We start from the raw sequence: 17,934 nt of genomic DNA, 5'->3' as shown, positions 1-17,934 counted from the left end.
ACTGGATCATCGTGATAATATAAGCGCCATGTTGTTTAGACTTTAAAGCTATATACATGTTCCAACAAGAAATTTCCCAACTTAATTTACCTAGGCTCAAAGCAGGCGAGAAACGCTGGTTAGGTAATCTGCAAGGCTCGTCTACTGCATTATTGCTGAAAGAAATAATCAGGCAGCAGCAGTCGCGTCTGTTTGTGATCATCGCGCGCAATAATCAGCACTTGGGGCAACTGGAAAGTGAGCTGGAATTTTATGGGATTAAGCCCATCATTTTTCCGGATTGGGAGATTTTGCCTTACGACCGTTTGTCGCCGCACCAAGATATTGTCTCGGAACGTCTGGCTATTTTATCAAATATGCCACAAAGCGGTGTGTTGCTGTTGTCTGCCTCTACTTTGGCGCAGCGTGTTGCACCGACGTCATGGATTCTGGGTGAGCATTTTGATATTCGTGTCGGTCAAAAGCTTGATCTGGAACAACAGAAGAAAAAATTGATTCAAGCTGGCTATCATCTGGTCGATACGGTGTATGACCATGGTGAATTTGCGGTACGCGGCAGTATTATTGATATTTACGCCTCAGGTCAGGATGCGCCGATTCGTATTGATCTGTTCGATGATGAAATTGAAACACTGAAATTTTTTGATCCGGAAACCCAGCGTACGACCCAGATGCTGGAGCAGTTTACCGTATTGCCCGCCCAGGAATTTCCACTCAAAGAAGGCCGTGCTACTTTCCGCGACCGTTATGCTGAATTTTTTCCTACTGCCAATCCAAAGAAGAATCCACTCTATCAGGATGTAATGGATGGTATTGCTTCCCCCGGGATTGAATTCTATTTACCTTTATTTTTCAGTGCTGAGGCAATGCAAGCTGGTCAAAGCACCCTTATTTCGTACTTACCAAAGAATGGCATTGTCATTACAGACAAGGCTTTGGAACAAAGTCTGGAACAATTCTGGCAAGATGTCGTGCGCCGTTATGAAGATCGTCGCCATAATATAGATCAGCCGATTTTACCGCCTGACACTTTATTTAGTCCGACCAATCAGCTATTGGAACAGCTAAATCAGTTTAGTCGTATTATTGCCGCGCAAGAGCCATTTGAGGAAAAAGCCGGCGTAATTAATCTGGATACCCAAGTCCCGCCACGACTGCCTGTTGATCCGAAACGCGAAAAACCTTTTACTGAAGTCAAAAAATATATTGATGCTGCCAATCATCCGGTCTTGCTGGTGGCTGAAAGTGCGGGTCGCCGCGAAACTTTAAAAGATGCTTTGCGTCCAAGCCTCGGGGATATGCCCACTGTAGACAGTTTTAATGCCTTTGTTGAATCTCTGCATGCGATTGCCATTACCAGTGCACCTCTAGAGCGTGGCCTAGTCCTGACCGATCATCTGAGTGTGATTTCTGAAAACCAGTTGTATGAGCATCGTGTGGTGCAACGCCGCCGCAAGCGCCAGCAGGAGGTGTCAGAAGAGTTCCTGATCCGTAGCCTGACCGAACTCAGTATTGGTGCACCAGTTGTACATATTGATTATGGCGTTGGGCGTTATGCTGGTCTGATTACCCTTAGTATCGATGATCAGGATCATGAATTTTTGCAGCTGGACTATGCCGAGGGTGCCAAAGTTTATGTGCCGGTGACGAATTTGCATCTGATCAGCCGTTATAGTGGCGGTGATCCTGATTTAGCACCTTTGCACAAGCTCGGAACCGATGCCTGGAATAAAGCCAAGCGTAAAGCTTTAGAGCAGATTCATGATGTTGCAGCCGAATTGCTGCATATTCAGGCACGCCGTTTTTCCAAGCCAGGCATCAGTTTTGAACTGGATCAAAGCCTGTATATGCAATTTGCCAGTGGCTTTGCCTATGAGGAAACGCCAGATCAGGCCAATGCCATTGAAGCAACTTTATATGATATGCAGCAGGCCAAACCAATGGATCGACTGGTCTGTGGTGATGTGGGTTTTGGTAAAACCGAAGTCGCCATGCGTGCCGCATTTGTTGCTGTGCAAAATAACCGGCAGGTAGCGGTTTTGGTGCCGACTACCTTGCTCGCCCAGCAACATTATGAGTCCTTCAAGGACCGTTTTGCGGACTGGCCTGTACGTATTGAAGTCCTGTCCCGTTTTGGCTCTTCCAAGACGCATAGTAAAACCCTGGAAGATCTGGCCGAGGGTAAAGTCGATATTGTCATCGGTACGCACAAGCTTTTGCAGGAAAATGTCCAGTTCCATAATCTTGGGCTGATGATTGTCGATGAAGAGCATCGTTTCGGCGTGCGTGATAAAGAACGGATTAAAGCCATGCGTGCCGATGTAGATATGCTGACTTTAACTGCAACGCCAATTCCACGCACCCTGAATATGGCTTTTAGTGGCATGCGCGATTTGTCGATTATTGCCACGCCACCAGCACGCCGTCTGGCAGTAAAAACCTTTGTACAGGAACATACCAACGACACAATTAAAGAGGCGATTCTGCGCGAACTGCTGCGCGGCGGTCAGGTTTATTTCCTGCATAATGAAGTTAATACCATTGAACGTGCTGCAGAAAATATCCGCAATCTGGTGCCGGAAGCACGGGTGGTGGTGGCCCATGGCCAGATGCGTGAACGTGAACTTGAGCAGGTCATGCAGCGTTTTTATCATAAAGAATATAATGTGCTGGTATGTTCGACCATTATTGAAACCGGGATTGATGTGCCGAATGCCAATACCATCATTATTGAACGGGCAGACAAGCTAGGTCTGGCACAGTTACACCAGCTGCGAGGCCGTGTCGGTCGTTCCCATCATCAAGCTTATGCCTATCTGTTGGTGCCTTCGCTTAAAGGCTTAAAGGGAGATGCCGAAAAACGTCTGGAAGCGATTCAACGTGCAGCCACCTTGGGTGCCGGTTTTATGCTGGCCACAGAAGATCTGGAAATTCGCGGTGCTGGGGAACTCTTGGGTGAACAGCAAAGTGGTTCGATGCAGGCGATTGGTTATAGCCTGTATATGGAAATGCTGGAAAAAGCCACCAAAGCCATCCAAAAAGGCAAGACGCCGAATTTTGATGCACCCCTGACGCTCACTGCGGAAATCAACCTGCATATGCCAGCTTTGATTCCAGATGAGTATCTCGGTGATGTGCATCAGCGCTTATTGTTCTATAAACGCATCAGTAATACCGATACTCAGGAAAAGCTCGACAATATCCGTATGGAACTGATCGACCGTTTTGGTATTCCTCCACAACCCGTCAAACAGTTATTTGCTGTCCATCAGCTGCGTCTTAAAGCTGAACAGCTTGGCATTACCAAGATTGATGTCAGCGCTCATGGCGGACATATCGAGTTTGCGCCAGATACGCCGGTGCAAGCAATGAGTATTATCCAGATGATGCAGAAACATCCAACCTACTTTAGGATGGATGGAGGGCAGCGCCTGAAAATCATGGTCATGCTGGAAGATTATCAAAAACGGATCCAGTTCATCAGTGATTTGCTGGAGAGTTTATTAATACAGCTGCATTGAAATTTGCAGTCTCAGACAGGAGACAGATTCACACGCTGTTCCATCTGAATACGCGTGTGAATACTGCGCTGTTTTTTCAGGCAATTATTGAAAGAGATGATTGGTATTTTGTACTGAATAAATCATACAAAATTGCCCCGAATGTGACTGAGGATAATACTCAGTCCTAATTGGATATGATAGTATTGGTCATCATTCTAATTTTGCATCATTTATAAAGATATGTTTAGTTTGCATCCACAACTTGCTCAAGATACGTTTTTTGTAGGCGACTTTCCTTTGTCAACATGTCGTTTGATGAATGATATGCAATTTCCGTGGCTCATTCTGGTACCACGTGTACCGGGCGTTACCGAATTATATGAATTAAGCCAAGCTGACCAGGAACAGTTCCTGCGTGAGTCAAGCTGGTTATCTAGTCAGCTTTCCCGCGTATTTCGTGCTGATAAAATGAATGTGGCTGCGCTGGGTAATATGGTGCCGCAATTGCATTTTCATCATGTGGTTCGTTATCAGAACGATGTGGCATGGCCTAAACCGGTATGGGGTACACCGGCGGTGCCTTATAATAATGAAGTATTGGCACATATGCGCCAGACCCTGATGCTGGCGTTACGCGGTCAGGGCGATATGCCATTCGATTGGCGTATGGACTGATTCATGCAGGCTACTATAGTCCATTCATGGATATAGACCTAAGAGAGTGATTGAGTGCAATTAGACGACTGGATGCATCAAGAGCCAAGACGCTTTGAATATTTTCATCGCTTGATGGGATATATCATGTTGTCTTTGGTGCTGGTCGTCTATCACCAAACTGTTCCAGATACCAGTTACCAGATTTTTATCCCTTTTCTGCTGGTTCTACTGCTACTGCTTAGTCCTAAGCTGTCGCAGTGGCTGACCTATCGCTATAACTCCAACATCAAGCGTAATGTATTTTTTATTATTGATGTGGCTGTGGTGTCGGTGGTGCTCGCAGCAGTACATCTGGATCTGGTTCTTTCTTTCCTGGGCCTTTCCGCACTGTTATATACGGCAATCAGTAACAAAATCTCATTTTTAATGTCGACGCTGGCCAGTCTTATCGGAACGACAGTATTTTACCTGTCTGCTATTCTGGTTTTTGGGTTGGGTAATTATTTTGAACAGAGTAGTAGTGAGCTGACTATTCTGGGCTTTATCTGCCTAATGATGTATTTTGGGGTGGGAAGTTTTTATCAAAGTGGTCGTGTGCAATACATGACCAAAAAGAAAAATCACTATTTTGACCAGATGAACCGTTACATGGAGTTCGCCAACCAGCTGAGCCGCTATGCGCCAGTCCAGCTGTGGCAATCGATCATGAAAGGTGAGTCTGAGGCAAAAATCGAATACAAGCGTAAAAAACTGACTATTTTCTTTTCGGATATTCAAGGCTTTACTGAACTTTCTGAAACCCTGATTCCAGATGACCTGGCTTTCCTGCTCAATGACTATTTAAGTCATATGACTGAAATTGCCAAAAAATATGAGGCAACTGTCGATAAATTCATGGGGGATGCCATTCTGATTTTCTTTGGTGATCCAAACTCGGAAGGAGTCGAGCAGGATGCCAAAAACTGTCTGGAAATGGCACTGGCTATGCGTCAACAAATGAAATTGCTGCGCGAACGCTGGGTTAAAATGGGTTATCCACCTTTGCATATCCGTATGGGGATTTCAACCGGTTATTGTCACGTAGGCAATTATGGGGCTAATCACCGCATGGCTTATACCATTGTAGGACGAGATGCCAATCTTGCGGCCCGATTGCAAAGTGCCGCAGAAGTAGATGAAATTCTGATTTCAGATGATACGCATAACTTGATCAAAAATGATTATCTGTGTGCACCGAAAAAACCGATTTTCCTGAAGGGGATCAAAGCACCCGTAAGAACCTGGCAAGTGATGGAAAGATATGCTTTTCAAAAGGTGGAGTATCAGCGCTGGTTTGATTATGAATATAAAGGCTTTCATTTACTGCTTAATCTGGATGAAGTGCAAAATTTTGACTATCCGAACCTGATTGAAGTTCTGGAAAGAATGATCAAGCGGATTGAAACCCAGCAGAAACTGACAAATTCACAGGGTATTGTGAAGTTAAAACTTGAAGATGAAGTAATTGAAACTGTGCCGCCTGAAACAATCAGATAGCAAGCTAAATATCATAAAGCTCAGATTGTTCCACTTTTTAAAATCATGTGATCAATCTTAGACTTCAAAGGAAGTGCAACAGAGATTAAATTATTGGAAGGAAGTAAGATGAACGGGCATTCTACTTCCGACCGATCACAGTCAAAGTTGTATCATGCATTATATTTATTTGCTCAAGAAAAACTCGGCTTTAAAAGTCTGAGTCAGGTAGTATGACAGCCACATAGTGTTGCACTTCAAATGCTAATCTAAGAATAAAAAACCACGCCGAAGCGTGGTTTTTTATTTGGATATTTTAATGGTTTTCAGAAGCGTGGTTAATCGTGTATTTTGGAATTTCGACTTCCAGATCTTCATCGACTATTTTAACCTGACAAGACAAGCGAGAATCAGGTTCAAGACCCCAGGCACGATCCAGCAGGTCAGCTTCCACATCATTCATTTCTTCAAGGCTGTCAAAGCCGCGACGTACGATCACATGACAGGTGGTACATGCACATGACATATCACAGGCATGTTCAATCTTGATTCCATTTTTTAACAGGCTTTCGCACAAATTTGCATCTTGTTCAACGTCAAACTCCGCACCTTCTGGACAAATTTGCGCATGAGGAAGAACTTTAATACGTGGCATAGTCTTTACCTTAAATTAGTTTGAGTTTGACCAGTCGTCGAGTTTGGTGCCTTTCAGGGCAGCATCAATATGTTGATTCATACGCAGTGCAGCAAAGGCATCACTATGTATTTTAAGCTGTTCAACCGCAGATTCAATGGTTCTGACATCATCGCCTTGCAGTTCTGCTTCAAGCCGAGTCTGCGCAGCAGTCAGCTCCGCAAGTTGCTGTTCAGACATCAAATGTACATCTACTTTCAAGGCCTGAACCAGTGCTTCAAGTTCACGCTGTGCTTCTACCTTGGTTTCCTGCAAATGACGAAGATTTTTATCTTCCTCTGCAAACTGATAACCTTCTAAAAGCAGACGCTCGGTATCTTCGCTTGATAAACCATAAGAGGGTTTGATGTCAATTTGTGCACTTACACCCGAAGTCATTTCCTTGGCAGAAACGGTTAACAGACCATCTGCATCGACCTGAAAGGTGACTTCAATACGTGCCTGACCCGCGGTCATCGGAGGAATACCATGCAGTACAAAGCGGCCTAAACTGCGGCAATGTTCTACCAGATCGCGCTCACCTTGCACCACGTGAATTAACATGGCAGTTTGGCCATCCTGATAGGTGGTAAACTCCTGACGGCGTGCAACCGGAATTGCAGTATTGCGTGAAATTAAACGCTCAACCAGTCCGCCCATGGTTTCAAGACCTAAGGACAAAGGTGTTACATCTAATAATAAAGAACCGTCTTTACTGTTGCCAATCAGCTGATTCGCTGTAATCGAGGCACCAATTGCAACCACTTCATCCGGGTTGATGGTACATAAAGGTTCCTGGTTAAAGACCTCACGCACTGCTTTCTGAACGGCATAGGAGCGGGTCGAACCCCCTACAAGAACAACGTTTTGAATATCATCCAGTTCTAGCTTGGCATCACGCAGTACACGTTTACAAACGCTAATGGTTTTGTCCAGCGCAACTTTGATAATGCCTTCAAAAGTAGGGCGGTCAAGCGTTAAGGCCTGATCCAGTAGCTTTAACTCAACAGAATCAGCATTTGATAGGGCTTCTTTGGCTTTACGAGCTGCAACCACGAAGTGGGCATGTTCTGCATCACTTAGCGTTTCAATATGAAGTTCTTTCTTCGCCCATTTGACAATTAGCCGATCCAGGTCATCACCACCAAGTGCCGTATGACCACCCGTGGCCAGAACTTCAAATACACCTTGAGCAAAACGCAAAATTGAAACGTCGAATGTACCGCCACCCAAGTCATAAATGACATAGTTGCGGTCGGTACTGAGGTTGCTTTCCTGGTCCAGACCATAGGCAACCGCTGCGGCAGTTGGCTCGTTTAACAAGCGTAAAACATTCAAGCCGGCAAGCTGAGCAGCATCACGTGTTGCCTGGCGTTGTGCTTCATCAAAATAGGCAGGAACGGTAATGACTGCACCATTGATAGGGTTTTGCAGGCTCGATTCAGCACGGTTTAATAGTTGCTTTAAAATTTCAGCTGAAATTTCGACTGGCGTTTTACGGCCTTGTGTAGTTTCAAAGGCGGGCATTTCATTGGCTTCGCCGACCAAGGCATAAGGATGCTGAAATTTAATATCTGCTTTTGAGCGACCCATAAAACGTTTTATGGAGACAATCGTATTTTGAGGATCAGTGGTAATAAAAGGTACAGCGTCATTGCCGTACTGAGTGCTTTGCTCTGAATAATGAACGATAGAAGGAAGTAATACACGACCTTGTTCATCATTAAGTACTTTGGCTTTACCTGAAAGAACCGTGGCAACCAAAGAGTGGGTGGTGCCTAAATCTATACCAATCGCAATGCGGTGTTCATGTGGTGCATTTGATTGACCTGGTTCTGCGATCTGCAAGAGAGCCATCGTATTACATCCTTTGCACGTTAAAATTAAAGAGGAAAATCAAAAATCATCAAGGTCAAAGCTGTCATCATCCAGAAGGCGGTCTTCTGCCTTGTCGATGTCGGCCATGACTTTAACAAAGAAGCGTAATTTGCGCACTGTATCACGAGCTTCAGCCCAGTCTTCATCTGTGTAGTCAATCTTGAATTCACGGACCAGACCATCAATCCATTGCTGGACTTCAACTTTTAGAGAAGCCAGCTCTTCTGCAGATATTGCATCATCGAGTTGTTCACGAATGTCCAGTGCATCCTGCAAGAACTCAAAATCACTGATCGATTGATCGAGATGATAATCTTGTTTCTTTAACGAGAGCAGATAGGCGGCACGGCTATCAACAGCAGACAGGATTTTGAAGGCCTGATTGATTTCACTTGATTTAATCAATGCTTGATCTTTGTCTTCAGCTTTATCCGGGTGATATTGTTGCTGTAACTTTAAAAACGCTGTTTTTAAAGAAGCCAAATCAATATCGAGTGCTACGGGAAGATTGAACAGCTCAAAATGATTCATGGGAGGTGAAATCCGCAATTAATGGGCAAAAAATAATGTATAAATACAATTAAAACAGTGTGAACTACACTGTTTTAATTGTATAAGGGAGGGCGACTATGATTAGACTGTGAAAGACTCACCACACCCACATTCACCTTTTTTGTTCGGGTTGTTAAACTCAAAACCTTCATTAAGGCCATTCTTGACATAGTCCATTTCCAGACCATCAAGATAAACCAGACTTTTCGGGTCAATGAATACTTTAACGCCAAACTGTTCAAAGACCTGATCATGTGTATCGATTTCATCGACGAATTCGAGTACATAAGCCAAGCCAGAACAGCCTGAAGTTTTCACACCAACGCGAATGCCTTCACCCTTACCGCGATTTTTGAGGTAATTGCTGATATGAGTTGCAGCATTTTCAGTTAAATTGATCATGAAAACTCCATAAATCTTTCTTTAAAAACGAAGGATCAAGCCTTAGACTGTTTATTGCGATAATCTTCGACAGCTGCCTTAATCGCATCTTCAGCCAGTACAGAGCAGTGAACTTTAACCGGTGGAAGGGCCAGTTCAGTGGCGATATCAATATTTTTGATCGCTTGTGCTTGGTCTAGAGTTTTACCTTTCAACCACTCAGTCACCAAAGAGCTGGAAGCAATTGCAGAACCACAACCATACGTTTTAAAACGTGCTTCCTCAATGACACCTTCATTGTTTACTTGAATCTGTAAACGCATTACATCGCCACACGCTGGTGCACCGACCATACCTGTACCAACGTTTTCAGCATTTTTATCTAAAATACCAACATTACGAGGGTTTTCGTAATGATCAATTACTTTTTCGCTATAAGCCATGTTGCTTCTCCAAAACTCGGGGTCAGCCTTAATATTAAATATGGGGATTAAAAATTTTTTATCAATGAGATAGCAATACTTAGATGGCTATCTCAAGCTCAAAAATTAGTGTTCAGCCCATTCAACAGTAGAAAGGTCGATACCTTCTTTGTACATATCCCAAAGCGGAGAAAGTTCACGTAATTTCTCAACAGCAGCTTTAGTGATAGTTAAAACATGATCGATATCTTCTTCAGTGGTGTATTTACCAAAGCTGAAGCGGATCGAACTATGTGCAAGCTCGTCAGATAGACCTAATGCACGTAATACATAAGACGGTTCTAGCGTCGCAGAAGTACATGCTGAACCTGAAGATACTGCTGCATCTTTCAGAGCCATCATTAAAGATTCACCTTCAACGAAGTTAAAGCTTACGTTTAGATAGTTGGCGACGTTTTGAGTCGGATGGCCGTTCAGGAATACCTGCTCAAGGTCTTGCAGGCCATTCCAAAGCTTGTCACGTAATATACGTAAACGTGCTTGCTCAGATTCCAAGTTTTTACCTGCCAGTTCAAACGCTTCACCCATACCAACGATCTGGTGAGTTGCAAGCGTACCAGAACGCATACCTCGTTCATGACCGCCACCGTGCATTTCCGCTTTTAAGCGTACACGTGGGCTACGACGTACAAACAGGGCGCCTATACCTTTAGGACCATAGATTTTGTGAGCCGAGAAACTCATTAAATCTACTTTTAAGGTAGACAGGTCAATTTCAACCTTGCCCGCAGCCTGAGCTGCATCCACGTGGAAGAATATTTTGTTAGCGCGAGTGATTTCACCAATTGCGGCAACATCAGTCACCGTGCCAATCTCGTTATTTACCATCATCAGGGAAACAAGAATAGTATCTGGGCGAAGAGCTTCCTGAACCATTTCCGGTGTGATTAAACCTGTTTTTGGTTGTGGCTCAAGATAGGTGATTTCGAAACCTTCAGATTCTAGTTCACGACATGTATCTAAAATAGCTTTATGCTCAATTTTAGAAGTAATGATGTGCTTGCCTTTCGATGCATAGAAATGTGCAACACCTTTAAGTGCAAGGTTATCAGATTCGGTTGCGCCTGAAGTCCAAACGATTTCACGCGGGTCTGCTTTAATTAAATTCGCCACCTGTTCACGTGCGTATTCAACTTTTTCTTCCGCTTGCCAGCCATAAGCATGTGAACGGGATGCCGCATTACCGAAGGTGCCTTCGAAAGTTAAGCATTCCATCATACGTTCTGCAACTTGAGGATCTACCGGAGTTGTTGCTGCATAGTCAAGATAAATCGGACGTTTCATGTCAAATACCTGTAACCGATAAAAGGTCTGAATCAAAATTTGGTGAGTTTTGGCGTAATGACACGGTTTGTACGTTGTCACGTGCGACCAGATCAGCCAGTGAGATTTTCGCGAGATAATCGGCTATGTGATGGGAGAGTTCTTGCCATAAATCATGAGTCAGGCACATCGCTCCATTCTGGCAGTTGCCTTTATGGTCACAGCGAGTAGCATCAACTGTTTCATTTACAGCTTCAATAATTGCTAATACAGTGATTTCATCTGCATTACGCGCTAAATGGTAACCACCATTCGCTCCGCGAACACTTGAAACTAAGCCATGGCGCTTAAGTTTTGCAAATAACTGCTCAAGATAAGCAACAGAAATGGTTTGACGTGCTGCAATTTCAGCGAGCGTAATCGTTTTTTCAGATGGCTGCAAAGCTAGATCAAGTAAAGCAGTCACTGCGTAGCGACCGCGAGTGGTTAGGCGCATGATTCGATACACATAGTTAGACTAGATGTATCGATTTTATGAATCCCGACTAAATTAGTCAAGTTATTTTTATACTGGATATGTGTATTTAATTTACTGAGAAAAGAAACAATTACATATTCAGCCAATTATATACTAATAACGCAATTAAAACTAAGGTAATACACGCAAAAACAAGATTAATATGCTTCTGGCGGCGCTCTATACGTTTAATACGATTGCGGTACTGTTTTACTTCGACCTGAAGCGTATTAATCTTGGAGCGCTGCTCTTCAATTTTTTTTAAAAGTGGTGCAATCCGTTTTTTCGAGCTAATAATGTCTGCTTCATTGGAAGGCGGTTCAGATAACCAGTGTTTCCAGTCAGAGAGCACTTTGGGTAAACTAAATAAAGTTACTAAATCACGAAATTCGTCTTTTAATATTTGGTCGCCATCAATGCGCATTCTGTGAATGCTTTTACGATTACCAAAAATAAAAATTTTAATCAGGTCAAGGAGAGTAGTGCGTACATCCAGATCGATCACACGGCCTGAGGCTTTATAATCGAACAGCAAACCATTGGCAGTGAATTGTACATAAAAATCAAAATAGGGAACATAACTATTGATTTTAATGGTGATCTTTTCCTCTACAAACTTTTTTGCCTGCAATGCAACAACGCGGTCATGTTGGAGGATAAACGTAAATATTGTCTCTAAAACGATCAAAGTCATCGTGAGCAACAAATGCGGTTGAGTTTGACTTTGTTGCGATTCGCTCATAAATACGACCAATCCTTACCTGAAAAATAAAATGAAAAAGCTTCCTGCTCGTGGAAAGGTTTTAGGGGTAAATCAAATTAGAGTTGAAATAAATTGCTTTGTAGAACAGTTTAGCAAATCTATCAAGCCCTAAATTTGCTATTATGCAGTGATTTTGTAGATAATTTTATAATATTTACACAGAAAATAAGCAGGAGTCGTGTTCATGGATAAAATAAAAACGACACAAGATACAGTTACGGAGCTGAGCGATAAAACAGCGAAGAATAAGTCCAGATCGTCAGTAGAGCGCAGGTCGGTGCTGGATTTTCGCAAATATACCAAGCAAATCTGGCTGGCAGGATTAGGTGCATTTTCACGGGCAGAAGAAGAAGGCAATAAGCTGTTTGATTCCTTGGTCAAGGTTGGAGAGGAATTGGAATCCAAAACCGCTGACATTGCTGATCAGACTGTTGAAAGGGTATCAGAGAAGGCTAAAGAGTCGGTAACCGAGACTAAAGATAAAGTCGATAAATTGATCGACAACTCTGTTCATCATTCATTGAATCGGATAGGATTAGTGACATTGAAGGATGTACAGCATCTGGAACGTCTAATCCTTCAATTGCATGCCAAAGTTGATCAACTGACAGCAGAGCAGGAAAAATTACAAAAGGAAATAACGAAAAAAACCTCAATGAAATGACTTTCTTTATTATTCATTGTTTTTTTCGCATGTTTTTTGAAAAAAAAGAGGCTCATAAGTATTGCGTTTATACCTAAAGCATTGCTATAAAGGCGTTATGGCAATTTAAACAAATTCTTGAACCTTATATAAACGATATTAAGAGGACGTAATTTTCATGAATAAATCGGAATTAATTGATGCAATTGCAGAAAAAGGGGGATTATCTAAGGCTGACGCAGGTAAAGCTTTAGATGCTACAATTGCTTCTGTTACTGAGGCTTTAAAAGCTGGTGATACTGTAACTCTAGTGGGTTTTGGTACTTTCGGTGTAAAAGAGCGTGCTGCACGTACTGGTCGTAACCCGCAAACTGGTGCGACTCTTGAAATTAAAGCAAGCAAAGTGCCTAGCTTTAAAGCAGGTAAAGGCTTGAAAGACGCTGTAGCTTAAGTCTACTTAGCGATAAAACGCGCCTTCTCGGCGCGTTTTTTATTGATAGATGTAATTTCATGATTAACACGTTCATTCAATGGGTATTTTCGGTTAAAATCCCTTGCAAATAAAATATTGGAATACTTATGGAAGCTTTTCGTAAAGTTATTAAGGGTTGGTTGGGCAAAGTCTTGCTCGTTCTATTCTTGACCCCTTTAGCACTTGTAGGTATTGAAGGATATTTTAGCGGCGGGAGTTCTGATGCTGTAAGCTCAGTCAATGGGACTGACATCTCTCAAAAAGAATTAGAGTCACTAACAAAATCATTCAAACAACAATATTTAAGCTATACCAATGGCGATGAAACCCTGTTAAATCAAAGTTTCATCGAGCAGAAAGCCAAAGATACTTTAATAGCACGTACCCTGCTTTTGCAGCAGGCTGAAAAACTGGGTATTAGTCTGAGCAAAGAGCAAATTGAACAGATGATTGCCCAGCAGCAAACTTTTCAGCAAAATGGTCAGTTTTCACAGGCTTTATATGAAAACTACCTGAAATCGATTGGAATGACCAACAATGCTTTGATCGAAAGCCTGCGTACAGATCATGCATTGAAAATGCTGTCCTCAACTTTTGTGGATTATCCGCTGGTTAGTCGTGTTGATATTCAACAGATTGCTGACTTGCAAACGGAACAGCGCCAGATTCACATTGCCAGTATCAGTCTGGAAAGTTATAAAAAAGATGTCAAAGTTACTGAGCCTGAAGTTGCTGCTTATTATGAAAAGCATAAAGCTATTTTTACACAGCCAACTACGGTAGATGTCGACTATGTGGTGCTGAAGCCTGAGAATATTGTGGCTGAAGGTCTGGCAGTTACAGACGTTGAGTTAAAGCAGGCATATGATGCATTTGTCGCAGCACAAAAGCAGAATATTAAACCTGAAGTGAAACATGTCTTGATCACCACGGATAATCGTAGCGATGCGGAAGCTAAAAAACTTGCTGCTGAGGTTGCTGCCAAAATCAAGGCAGGAACCAGTTTTGCACAAGCAGCGGCACAATATTCTGAAGATCCAGAGTCTAAGTCGAAGGGTGGTGAAATTGCTGTTTATGAAGCAGGTGTATTTGGGGCGACATTTGACCAGGCTGTAGCTTCTTTGAAATCTGGACAAGTGTCTGCTCCAGTAAAAACAGAGAACGGGTATCATCTGATTTCTGTCACTCTTCCACAGATTGCGGTACCATCTTTTGAGTCTCAGAAAGCACGTTTGTCTGAAGAGGTTCTGGCAACTAAAAAATCCAACGCGTTCTCGGATACTGTGAATAGCTTAAACGATATGATTGTTAGCTCGGATTCTTTAGAAGTGGTGGCGCAGGAAGTAAAAGGAGTGCAGGTTCAAAGTGCCAAAGGTGTGACGCTGGCGACACGTGATCCACTTCTGAGCGATGCTGCTGTTAAAGTGAAGCTGTTTAATGATGATGTCAAAAATGGCGATCGCAATGCTTCTTCCAGTATCCAGTTAAACAATGGCGATGTGGTCTGGATTAAGGTGCGTGATTATCATGCAGCAGGCGAGCAAACGTTGGCAGAAGCTAAACCTCATGTAACTGCAAAATTGATTGAAGAAAAAGCACTGAATGCGGCAAAAGCAAAAATTCAGAAGACTTTGGATGAGTTTAGAACCAAGCCAGCAGCGGCTGTGACAAAAGGCAACCTGGTCTTTGAAGATGTAGGTATCTATACCCGTGCTGAAGGTTTGCTAAAACGTGATGTTCAGCGTGCAGCCTTCAGTGTAACACCACCAAAGGCCGGTCATTGGTCGGTTACTACGGCACATATGCCAAATGAACTGGTAGTGGTTGCGGTTTCTGAAGTGAAGAAAAATCCAATTGATGTGTTAAGTGCCGAACAGCGTAATGAGCTGGTAGAACTGTATCGTCAATTACGCGGTCAGCAAGAATTTGATGACTATACACGTTACTTAAAGTCTCATGCGAAAATTAAATAAAAATTTTCCTCTAAAAAACCAGCCTAAGGGCTGGTTTTTTATTGACCTAGATTTAGGGTGTCTGCTAATTAGAAAAATCAGACTTAGTAATAGTCCTTTGATGGCTTGAGGTATGTAGTCAAGCCTGTCTACATCAATAACCAAAAGAAAAAATATCTTATTTTGAGTTTGTTTTAAAACAGGTATTAAACTCTTCTCTACCACCAGACCAAATCAAGCTGATCAGGCGCGTGGGCTAGATAAGTCAGGAAAAAGGCATGGGGTGATGAAGCAGTAACCAGCGTGCTTTGGTTATTATTAAGAGGTAAATTATCTTATGGATGTAGCTGGTAGAATATTAGTGATATTGAACAAGCTGAAAAAATCTGGCAATTCAGAGATTATTATTAAGCCAATTTTGATAGAGCTAGTAGAAAATTATCATATGTTGCTCAGCAATTTACTATTTCGGAGTTGATTTAATCATAACTGTTTGAACAGGCTGTCGTACTTGGATTATAAGTAAAGGGAGCAAGCTCCCTTTGTAATACATTACTCAGTCCGAATAATGAGTTCATAGCCGGTATATTTGCGGATATTGATCACGCCCGTATCCAGAATCAGGTATTGACCCTTAATACCTTGTAACTTTCCACGAATCACCGGGGTCTTGTCAAGGTTGTGGGATTTGATCTTTTCTGGATATTGCTCGACAGGATAAATGAATTCGCGAGCCGGTTCATCTTCAAGTACTTCAATCGTTTCATTAAACTCGAAGTTCTGATGAAATTCTTCACGGATCGTCTGAATTTTTGGTGCAAACTCTTCAATCAGTTGCTCGCGGACCTCAGGTAGATTAAGCGGCGCAGCTTCACCTTTTAAAAGTTTACGCCAGTCAGTTTTGTCAGCTACCTGACTGCCAAACATGACTTCCAGTTTACCGGAAAGACGGCGTGAGCCCACTTTCATAATCGGTAAGGCTTGGGTAGCGCCCTGATCTAACCAGCGGGTAGGCATCTGGTTAAGGCGGGTAATGCCGACTTTTAAGCCGCTAGAATTTGCCAGATAAACAATGTGAGGTTGAAAGCAGACATTCTGTGCAAATTCATCTTCCCGGCAGGTCCCTAAATGATAATGGCAGGTTTCTGGCTTCATGATGCACATATCACATGAAGCTTTGGTTTTAAAGCATTTAAAGCAGTGGCCTTGAGAAAAAGACTTGGAGGTTTTAGTACCACAAGACACACAGTAAATATTGCCTGTCCATTCAATCTCGATTTCCTGGCCCAATTGAAACGGGAGGTTAATTTGAGATCCATCTAATATTAATTTATATTCAACATTTGCCCGTTGGGTATTTTGATCAGTTACATTTAGATCTTTGAGACCGACATGCATTTTCTGGCAAATGCCCTGAAATTCCATAAAATTACTCACTTAAATCATAGGGGTGCAGTTATGGCTGAACAAAATGTCATCATTGCTATGCTAGACGATTTTGCACAGGAACAGCCAATTCATACTGCGATTTGCATTGGGCAGGATTTAACCCGACTTCAATTTCAGCAATCCATTCAATGGTACCATTTTAGCGTATCTGAGGTTTTAAATCTGCCTTTTCAACAGCGCTATGATCTGGCAGTGGTGATGCTGGCTGCACCTGAAATAGTGGTATTGCTAGAGCAGCAGAAAAGTCAAATTTTGGTAAAAATGCGTGATTTATTTGCCAAGCGTTTGCTGGTCATCTGCCATACCCAAGATCAAAAACTTCTCAGGGCTTTGGGTTTAACCCAATTGAATTATCAGCGTGGGGAAGGTGGTCTTGAGCTTTGGCAATTCAATATTTTGACTTATAAGCTTGTGCCTGACTGGCTTAATTCAAAGTTTTGGGCCAATCCTGAAAACTGGGATAAATATCGTTGGTAACATGAAGATGAGATAAGAGTTGGATTAATATTGCAAATATTAACAAAATACTGAAAGACAAGGATTTATAGAGCCGTATGCTATAATAAAGAAAGAACGCATCGGTAGGAAAGTAATATGACCAATCTCAGTAATATTGTCGAAATGCTGGCTAAGCAGGCGCTGGGAGGCGGGCAATCCCAGTCTCGGCAGCAATCACAGCAACAAGATGGGTTGGTTGATATTTTAGGGTCGGTATTGGGGCGATTGGGGAATCAGACAAATCAGGCTCAAAATCAGCAAAATGGTCTGGGTGCAATTCTAGGTTCAGTATTAAGTCAGTTTGGTAATAATCAATCTGCTACGCGGACATCCCAATCGAGTGGAAGCTCTGCCAAAAGCCTATTGATTGCAGTGTTACCGCTGGTTCTAGCCTGGATTCAAAAGCAGGGCGGTTTGCAGGGAGCACTGGATAAGTTAAAAGGCCAAGGATTAAACAGCCAGGTCGATGATTGGGTCTCTGCAGCTCCAGGCGAAAATGCACAAGTCGATCCACAGCAAGTACAAAGCCTGTTTGATGATCAGGACATTGAAGACGTCGCCCAGCAGACTCAAGCGCCTAAGCAGGATATTTATAGTGCAATCTCCCAGGTCTTACCGCAGATTATTGACTCGTTAACTCCTCAAGGGGAACAGACCAGTACACAGGAGGCCAATCAAGATATTCAGAATGTCATGAATATGGTTTCCAGCTTTTTGAAAAAATAAATTAGATAGA

17 protein-coding genes are annotated in these 17,934 nt (G+C 42.7%); 8 read left to right on the top strand and 9 right to left on the bottom strand.

Annotated elements, in window-relative coordinates; translation table 11 throughout:
* Positions 1-56 precede the first annotated feature (56 nt).
* From mfd to E5Y90_RS07905, 3 genes are all read left to right on the top strand, one after another.
* A complete protein-coding gene (mfd, locus tag E5Y90_RS07915; RefSeq protein ID WP_174659912.1) occupies positions 57-3,521 on the top strand; it encodes a transcription-repair coupling factor in 3,465 nt (1,154 codons plus the stop codon).
* Between the two features lie 222 nt (positions 3,522-3,743).
* The gene (locus E5Y90_RS07910; RefSeq protein WP_151203947.1) at positions 3,744-4,178 is read left to right on the top strand and encodes an HIT domain-containing protein; all 435 of its coding nucleotides are present in this window, start codon (positions 3,744-3,746) and stop codon (positions 4,176-4,178) included.
* 54 nt (positions 4,179-4,232) lie between these two features.
* Positions 4,233-5,696 (top strand): adenylate/guanylate cyclase domain-containing protein, encoded by a 1,464-nt coding sequence (locus E5Y90_RS07905; protein ID WP_174659911.1) that lies wholly within the window; start codon positions 4,233-4,235, stop codon positions 5,694-5,696.
* 295 nt (positions 5,697-5,991) lie between these two features.
* On the opposite strand, the gene fdx is transcribed toward E5Y90_RS07905, so the two are convergent.
* The 8 genes from fdx to E5Y90_RS07865 form a co-directional block, all read right to left on the bottom strand.
* Positions 5,992-6,330 carry an ISC system 2Fe-2S type ferredoxin gene (gene fdx, locus E5Y90_RS07900; RefSeq protein WP_151203949.1) on the bottom strand — a complete coding sequence of 113 codons (339 nt, stop codon included), beginning with the start codon at positions 6,328-6,330 and terminating at the stop codon, positions 5,992-5,994.
* A 15-nt stretch (positions 6,331-6,345) separates the two neighbouring features.
* Positions 6,346-8,205 carry a Fe-S protein assembly chaperone HscA gene (gene hscA, locus E5Y90_RS07895; RefSeq protein WP_174659910.1) on the bottom strand — a complete coding sequence of 620 codons (1,860 nt, stop codon included), beginning with the start codon at positions 8,203-8,205 and terminating at the stop codon, positions 6,346-6,348.
* A gap of 39 nt (positions 8,206-8,244) precedes the next feature.
* Positions 8,245-8,757 carry a Fe-S protein assembly co-chaperone HscB gene (gene hscB, locus E5Y90_RS07890; RefSeq protein WP_151203951.1) on the bottom strand — a complete coding sequence of 171 codons (513 nt, stop codon included), beginning with the start codon at positions 8,755-8,757 and terminating at the stop codon, positions 8,245-8,247.
* A 102-nt stretch (positions 8,758-8,859) separates the two neighbouring features.
* Positions 8,860-9,180: an iron-sulfur cluster assembly protein IscA gene (gene iscA / locus E5Y90_RS07885; RefSeq protein ID WP_151207853.1), complete on the bottom strand. Its 321-nt coding sequence runs from the start codon at positions 9,178-9,180 to the stop codon at positions 8,860-8,862.
* A gap of 35 nt (positions 9,181-9,215) precedes the next feature.
* Positions 9,216-9,602 (bottom strand): Fe-S cluster assembly scaffold IscU, encoded by a 387-nt coding sequence (gene iscU / locus E5Y90_RS07880; protein WP_151203953.1) that lies wholly within the window; start codon positions 9,600-9,602, stop codon positions 9,216-9,218.
* Positions 9,603-9,707: 105 nt separating this feature from the next.
* A complete protein-coding gene (locus E5Y90_RS07875) occupies positions 9,708-10,925 on the bottom strand; it encodes an IscS subfamily cysteine desulfurase (RefSeq protein ID WP_151203954.1) in 1,218 nt (405 codons plus the stop codon).
* Position 10,926: 1 nt separating this feature from the next.
* Positions 10,927-11,400, bottom strand: a complete 474-nt coding sequence (locus E5Y90_RS07870) for an Rrf2 family transcriptional regulator (protein WP_151203955.1) — start codon at positions 11,398-11,400, stop codon at positions 10,927-10,929.
* A 112-nt stretch (positions 11,401-11,512) separates the two neighbouring features.
* On the bottom strand, positions 11,513-12,163 hold the full coding sequence (locus E5Y90_RS07865; protein WP_174659909.1) for a hypothetical protein: 651 nt from the start codon (positions 12,161-12,163) through the stop codon (positions 11,513-11,515).
* 205 nt (positions 12,164-12,368) lie between these two features.
* Here E5Y90_RS07865 and E5Y90_RS07860 point away from each other — a divergent pair, with 205 nt between their 5' ends.
* The 3 genes from E5Y90_RS07860 to E5Y90_RS07850 all read left to right on the top strand — a co-directional run bounded on the left by E5Y90_RS07860 (position 12,369) and on the right by E5Y90_RS07850 (position 15,272).
* A complete protein-coding gene (locus E5Y90_RS07860; RefSeq protein WP_174659908.1) occupies positions 12,369-12,848 on the top strand; it encodes a phasin family protein in 480 nt (159 codons plus the stop codon).
* A 157-nt stretch (positions 12,849-13,005) separates the two neighbouring features.
* Complete coding sequence (locus tag E5Y90_RS07855) at positions 13,006-13,278, top strand: HU family DNA-binding protein (protein ID WP_004786051.1); 273 nt, start codon at positions 13,006-13,008, stop codon at positions 13,276-13,278.
* Between the two features lie 128 nt (positions 13,279-13,406).
* Positions 13,407-15,272, top strand: a complete 1,866-nt coding sequence (locus tag E5Y90_RS07850; RefSeq protein WP_174659907.1) for a SurA N-terminal domain-containing protein — start codon at positions 13,407-13,409, stop codon at positions 15,270-15,272.
* A 531-nt stretch (positions 15,273-15,803) separates the two neighbouring features.
* On the opposite strand, the gene E5Y90_RS07845 is transcribed toward E5Y90_RS07850, so the two are convergent.
* A complete protein-coding gene (locus E5Y90_RS07845; RefSeq protein WP_151203959.1) occupies positions 15,804-16,676 on the bottom strand; it encodes a DUF2797 domain-containing protein in 873 nt (290 codons plus the stop codon).
* Between the two features lie 33 nt (positions 16,677-16,709).
* On the opposite strand from E5Y90_RS07845, the gene E5Y90_RS07840 reads away from it, so the two are divergent.
* Both E5Y90_RS07840 and E5Y90_RS07835 read left to right on the top strand, forming a co-directional pair.
* Positions 16,710-17,177: a DUF6231 family protein gene (locus E5Y90_RS07840; protein WP_151206152.1), complete on the top strand. Its 468-nt coding sequence runs from the start codon at positions 16,710-16,712 to the stop codon at positions 17,175-17,177.
* 117 nt (positions 17,178-17,294) lie between these two features.
* Positions 17,295-17,924, top strand: coding sequence for a YidB family protein (locus tag E5Y90_RS07835; RefSeq protein ID WP_174659906.1), 630 nt, complete (start codon positions 17,295-17,297; stop codon positions 17,922-17,924).
* Positions 17,925-17,934 lie beyond the last annotated feature (10 nt).

The sequence above is a fragment of the Acinetobacter sp. 10FS3-1 genome (assembly GCF_013343215.1).
In the GTDB taxonomy this organism is placed as follows: Bacteria; Pseudomonadota; Gammaproteobacteria; order Pseudomonadales; family Moraxellaceae; genus Acinetobacter; species Acinetobacter lwoffii_C.
Note: the sequence above shows the minus strand (reverse complement) of the source record. Positions and strands in the feature narration are given on the sequence as shown.

Bases quoted from the DNA above. Each gene is read 5' to 3' on its own strand.
- mfd (WP_174659912.1), top strand. From the start codon at position 57: ATGTTCCAACAAGAAATTTCCCAACTTAATTTACCTAGGCTCAAAGCA.
- E5Y90_RS07910 (WP_151203947.1), top strand. From the start codon at position 3,744: ATGTTTAGTTTGCATCCACAACTTGCTCAAGATACGTTTTTTGTAGGC.
- fdx (WP_151203949.1), bottom strand. From the start codon at position 6,330: ATGCCACGTATTAAAGTTCTTCCTCATGCGCAAATTTGTCCAGAAGGT.
- hscA (WP_174659910.1), bottom strand. From the start codon at position 8,205: ATGGCTCTCTTGCAGATCGCAGAACCAGGTCAATCAAATGCACCACAT.
- hscB (WP_151203951.1), bottom strand. From the start codon at position 8,757: ATGAATCATTTTGAGCTGTTCAATCTTCCCGTAGCACTCGATATTGAT.
- iscA (WP_151207853.1), bottom strand. From the start codon at position 9,180: ATGATCAATTTAACTGAAAATGCTGCAACTCATATCAGCAATTACCTC.
- iscU (WP_151203953.1), bottom strand. From the start codon at position 9,602: ATGGCTTATAGCGAAAAAGTAATTGATCATTACGAAAACCCTCGTAAT.
- E5Y90_RS07875 (WP_151203954.1), bottom strand. From the start codon at position 10,925: ATGAAACGTCCGATTTATCTTGACTATGCAGCAACAACTCCGGTAGAT.
- E5Y90_RS07870 (WP_151203955.1), bottom strand. From the start codon at position 11,400: ATGCGCCTAACCACTCGCGGTCGCTACGCAGTGACTGCTTTACTTGAT.
- E5Y90_RS07865 (WP_174659909.1), bottom strand. From the start codon at position 12,163: ATGAGCGAATCGCAACAAAGTCAAACTCAACCGCATTTGTTGCTCACG.
- E5Y90_RS07860 (WP_174659908.1), top strand. From the start codon at position 12,369: ATGGATAAAATAAAAACGACACAAGATACAGTTACGGAGCTGAGCGAT.
- E5Y90_RS07855 (WP_004786051.1), top strand. From the start codon at position 13,006: ATGAATAAATCGGAATTAATTGATGCAATTGCAGAAAAAGGGGGATTA.
- E5Y90_RS07850 (WP_174659907.1), top strand. From the start codon at position 13,407: ATGGAAGCTTTTCGTAAAGTTATTAAGGGTTGGTTGGGCAAAGTCTTG.
- E5Y90_RS07845 (WP_151203959.1), bottom strand. From the start codon at position 16,676: ATGGAATTTCAGGGCATTTGCCAGAAAATGCATGTCGGTCTCAAAGAT.
- E5Y90_RS07840 (WP_151206152.1), top strand. From the start codon at position 16,710: ATGGCTGAACAAAATGTCATCATTGCTATGCTAGACGATTTTGCACAG.
- E5Y90_RS07835 (WP_174659906.1), top strand. From the start codon at position 17,295: ATGACCAATCTCAGTAATATTGTCGAAATGCTGGCTAAGCAGGCGCTG.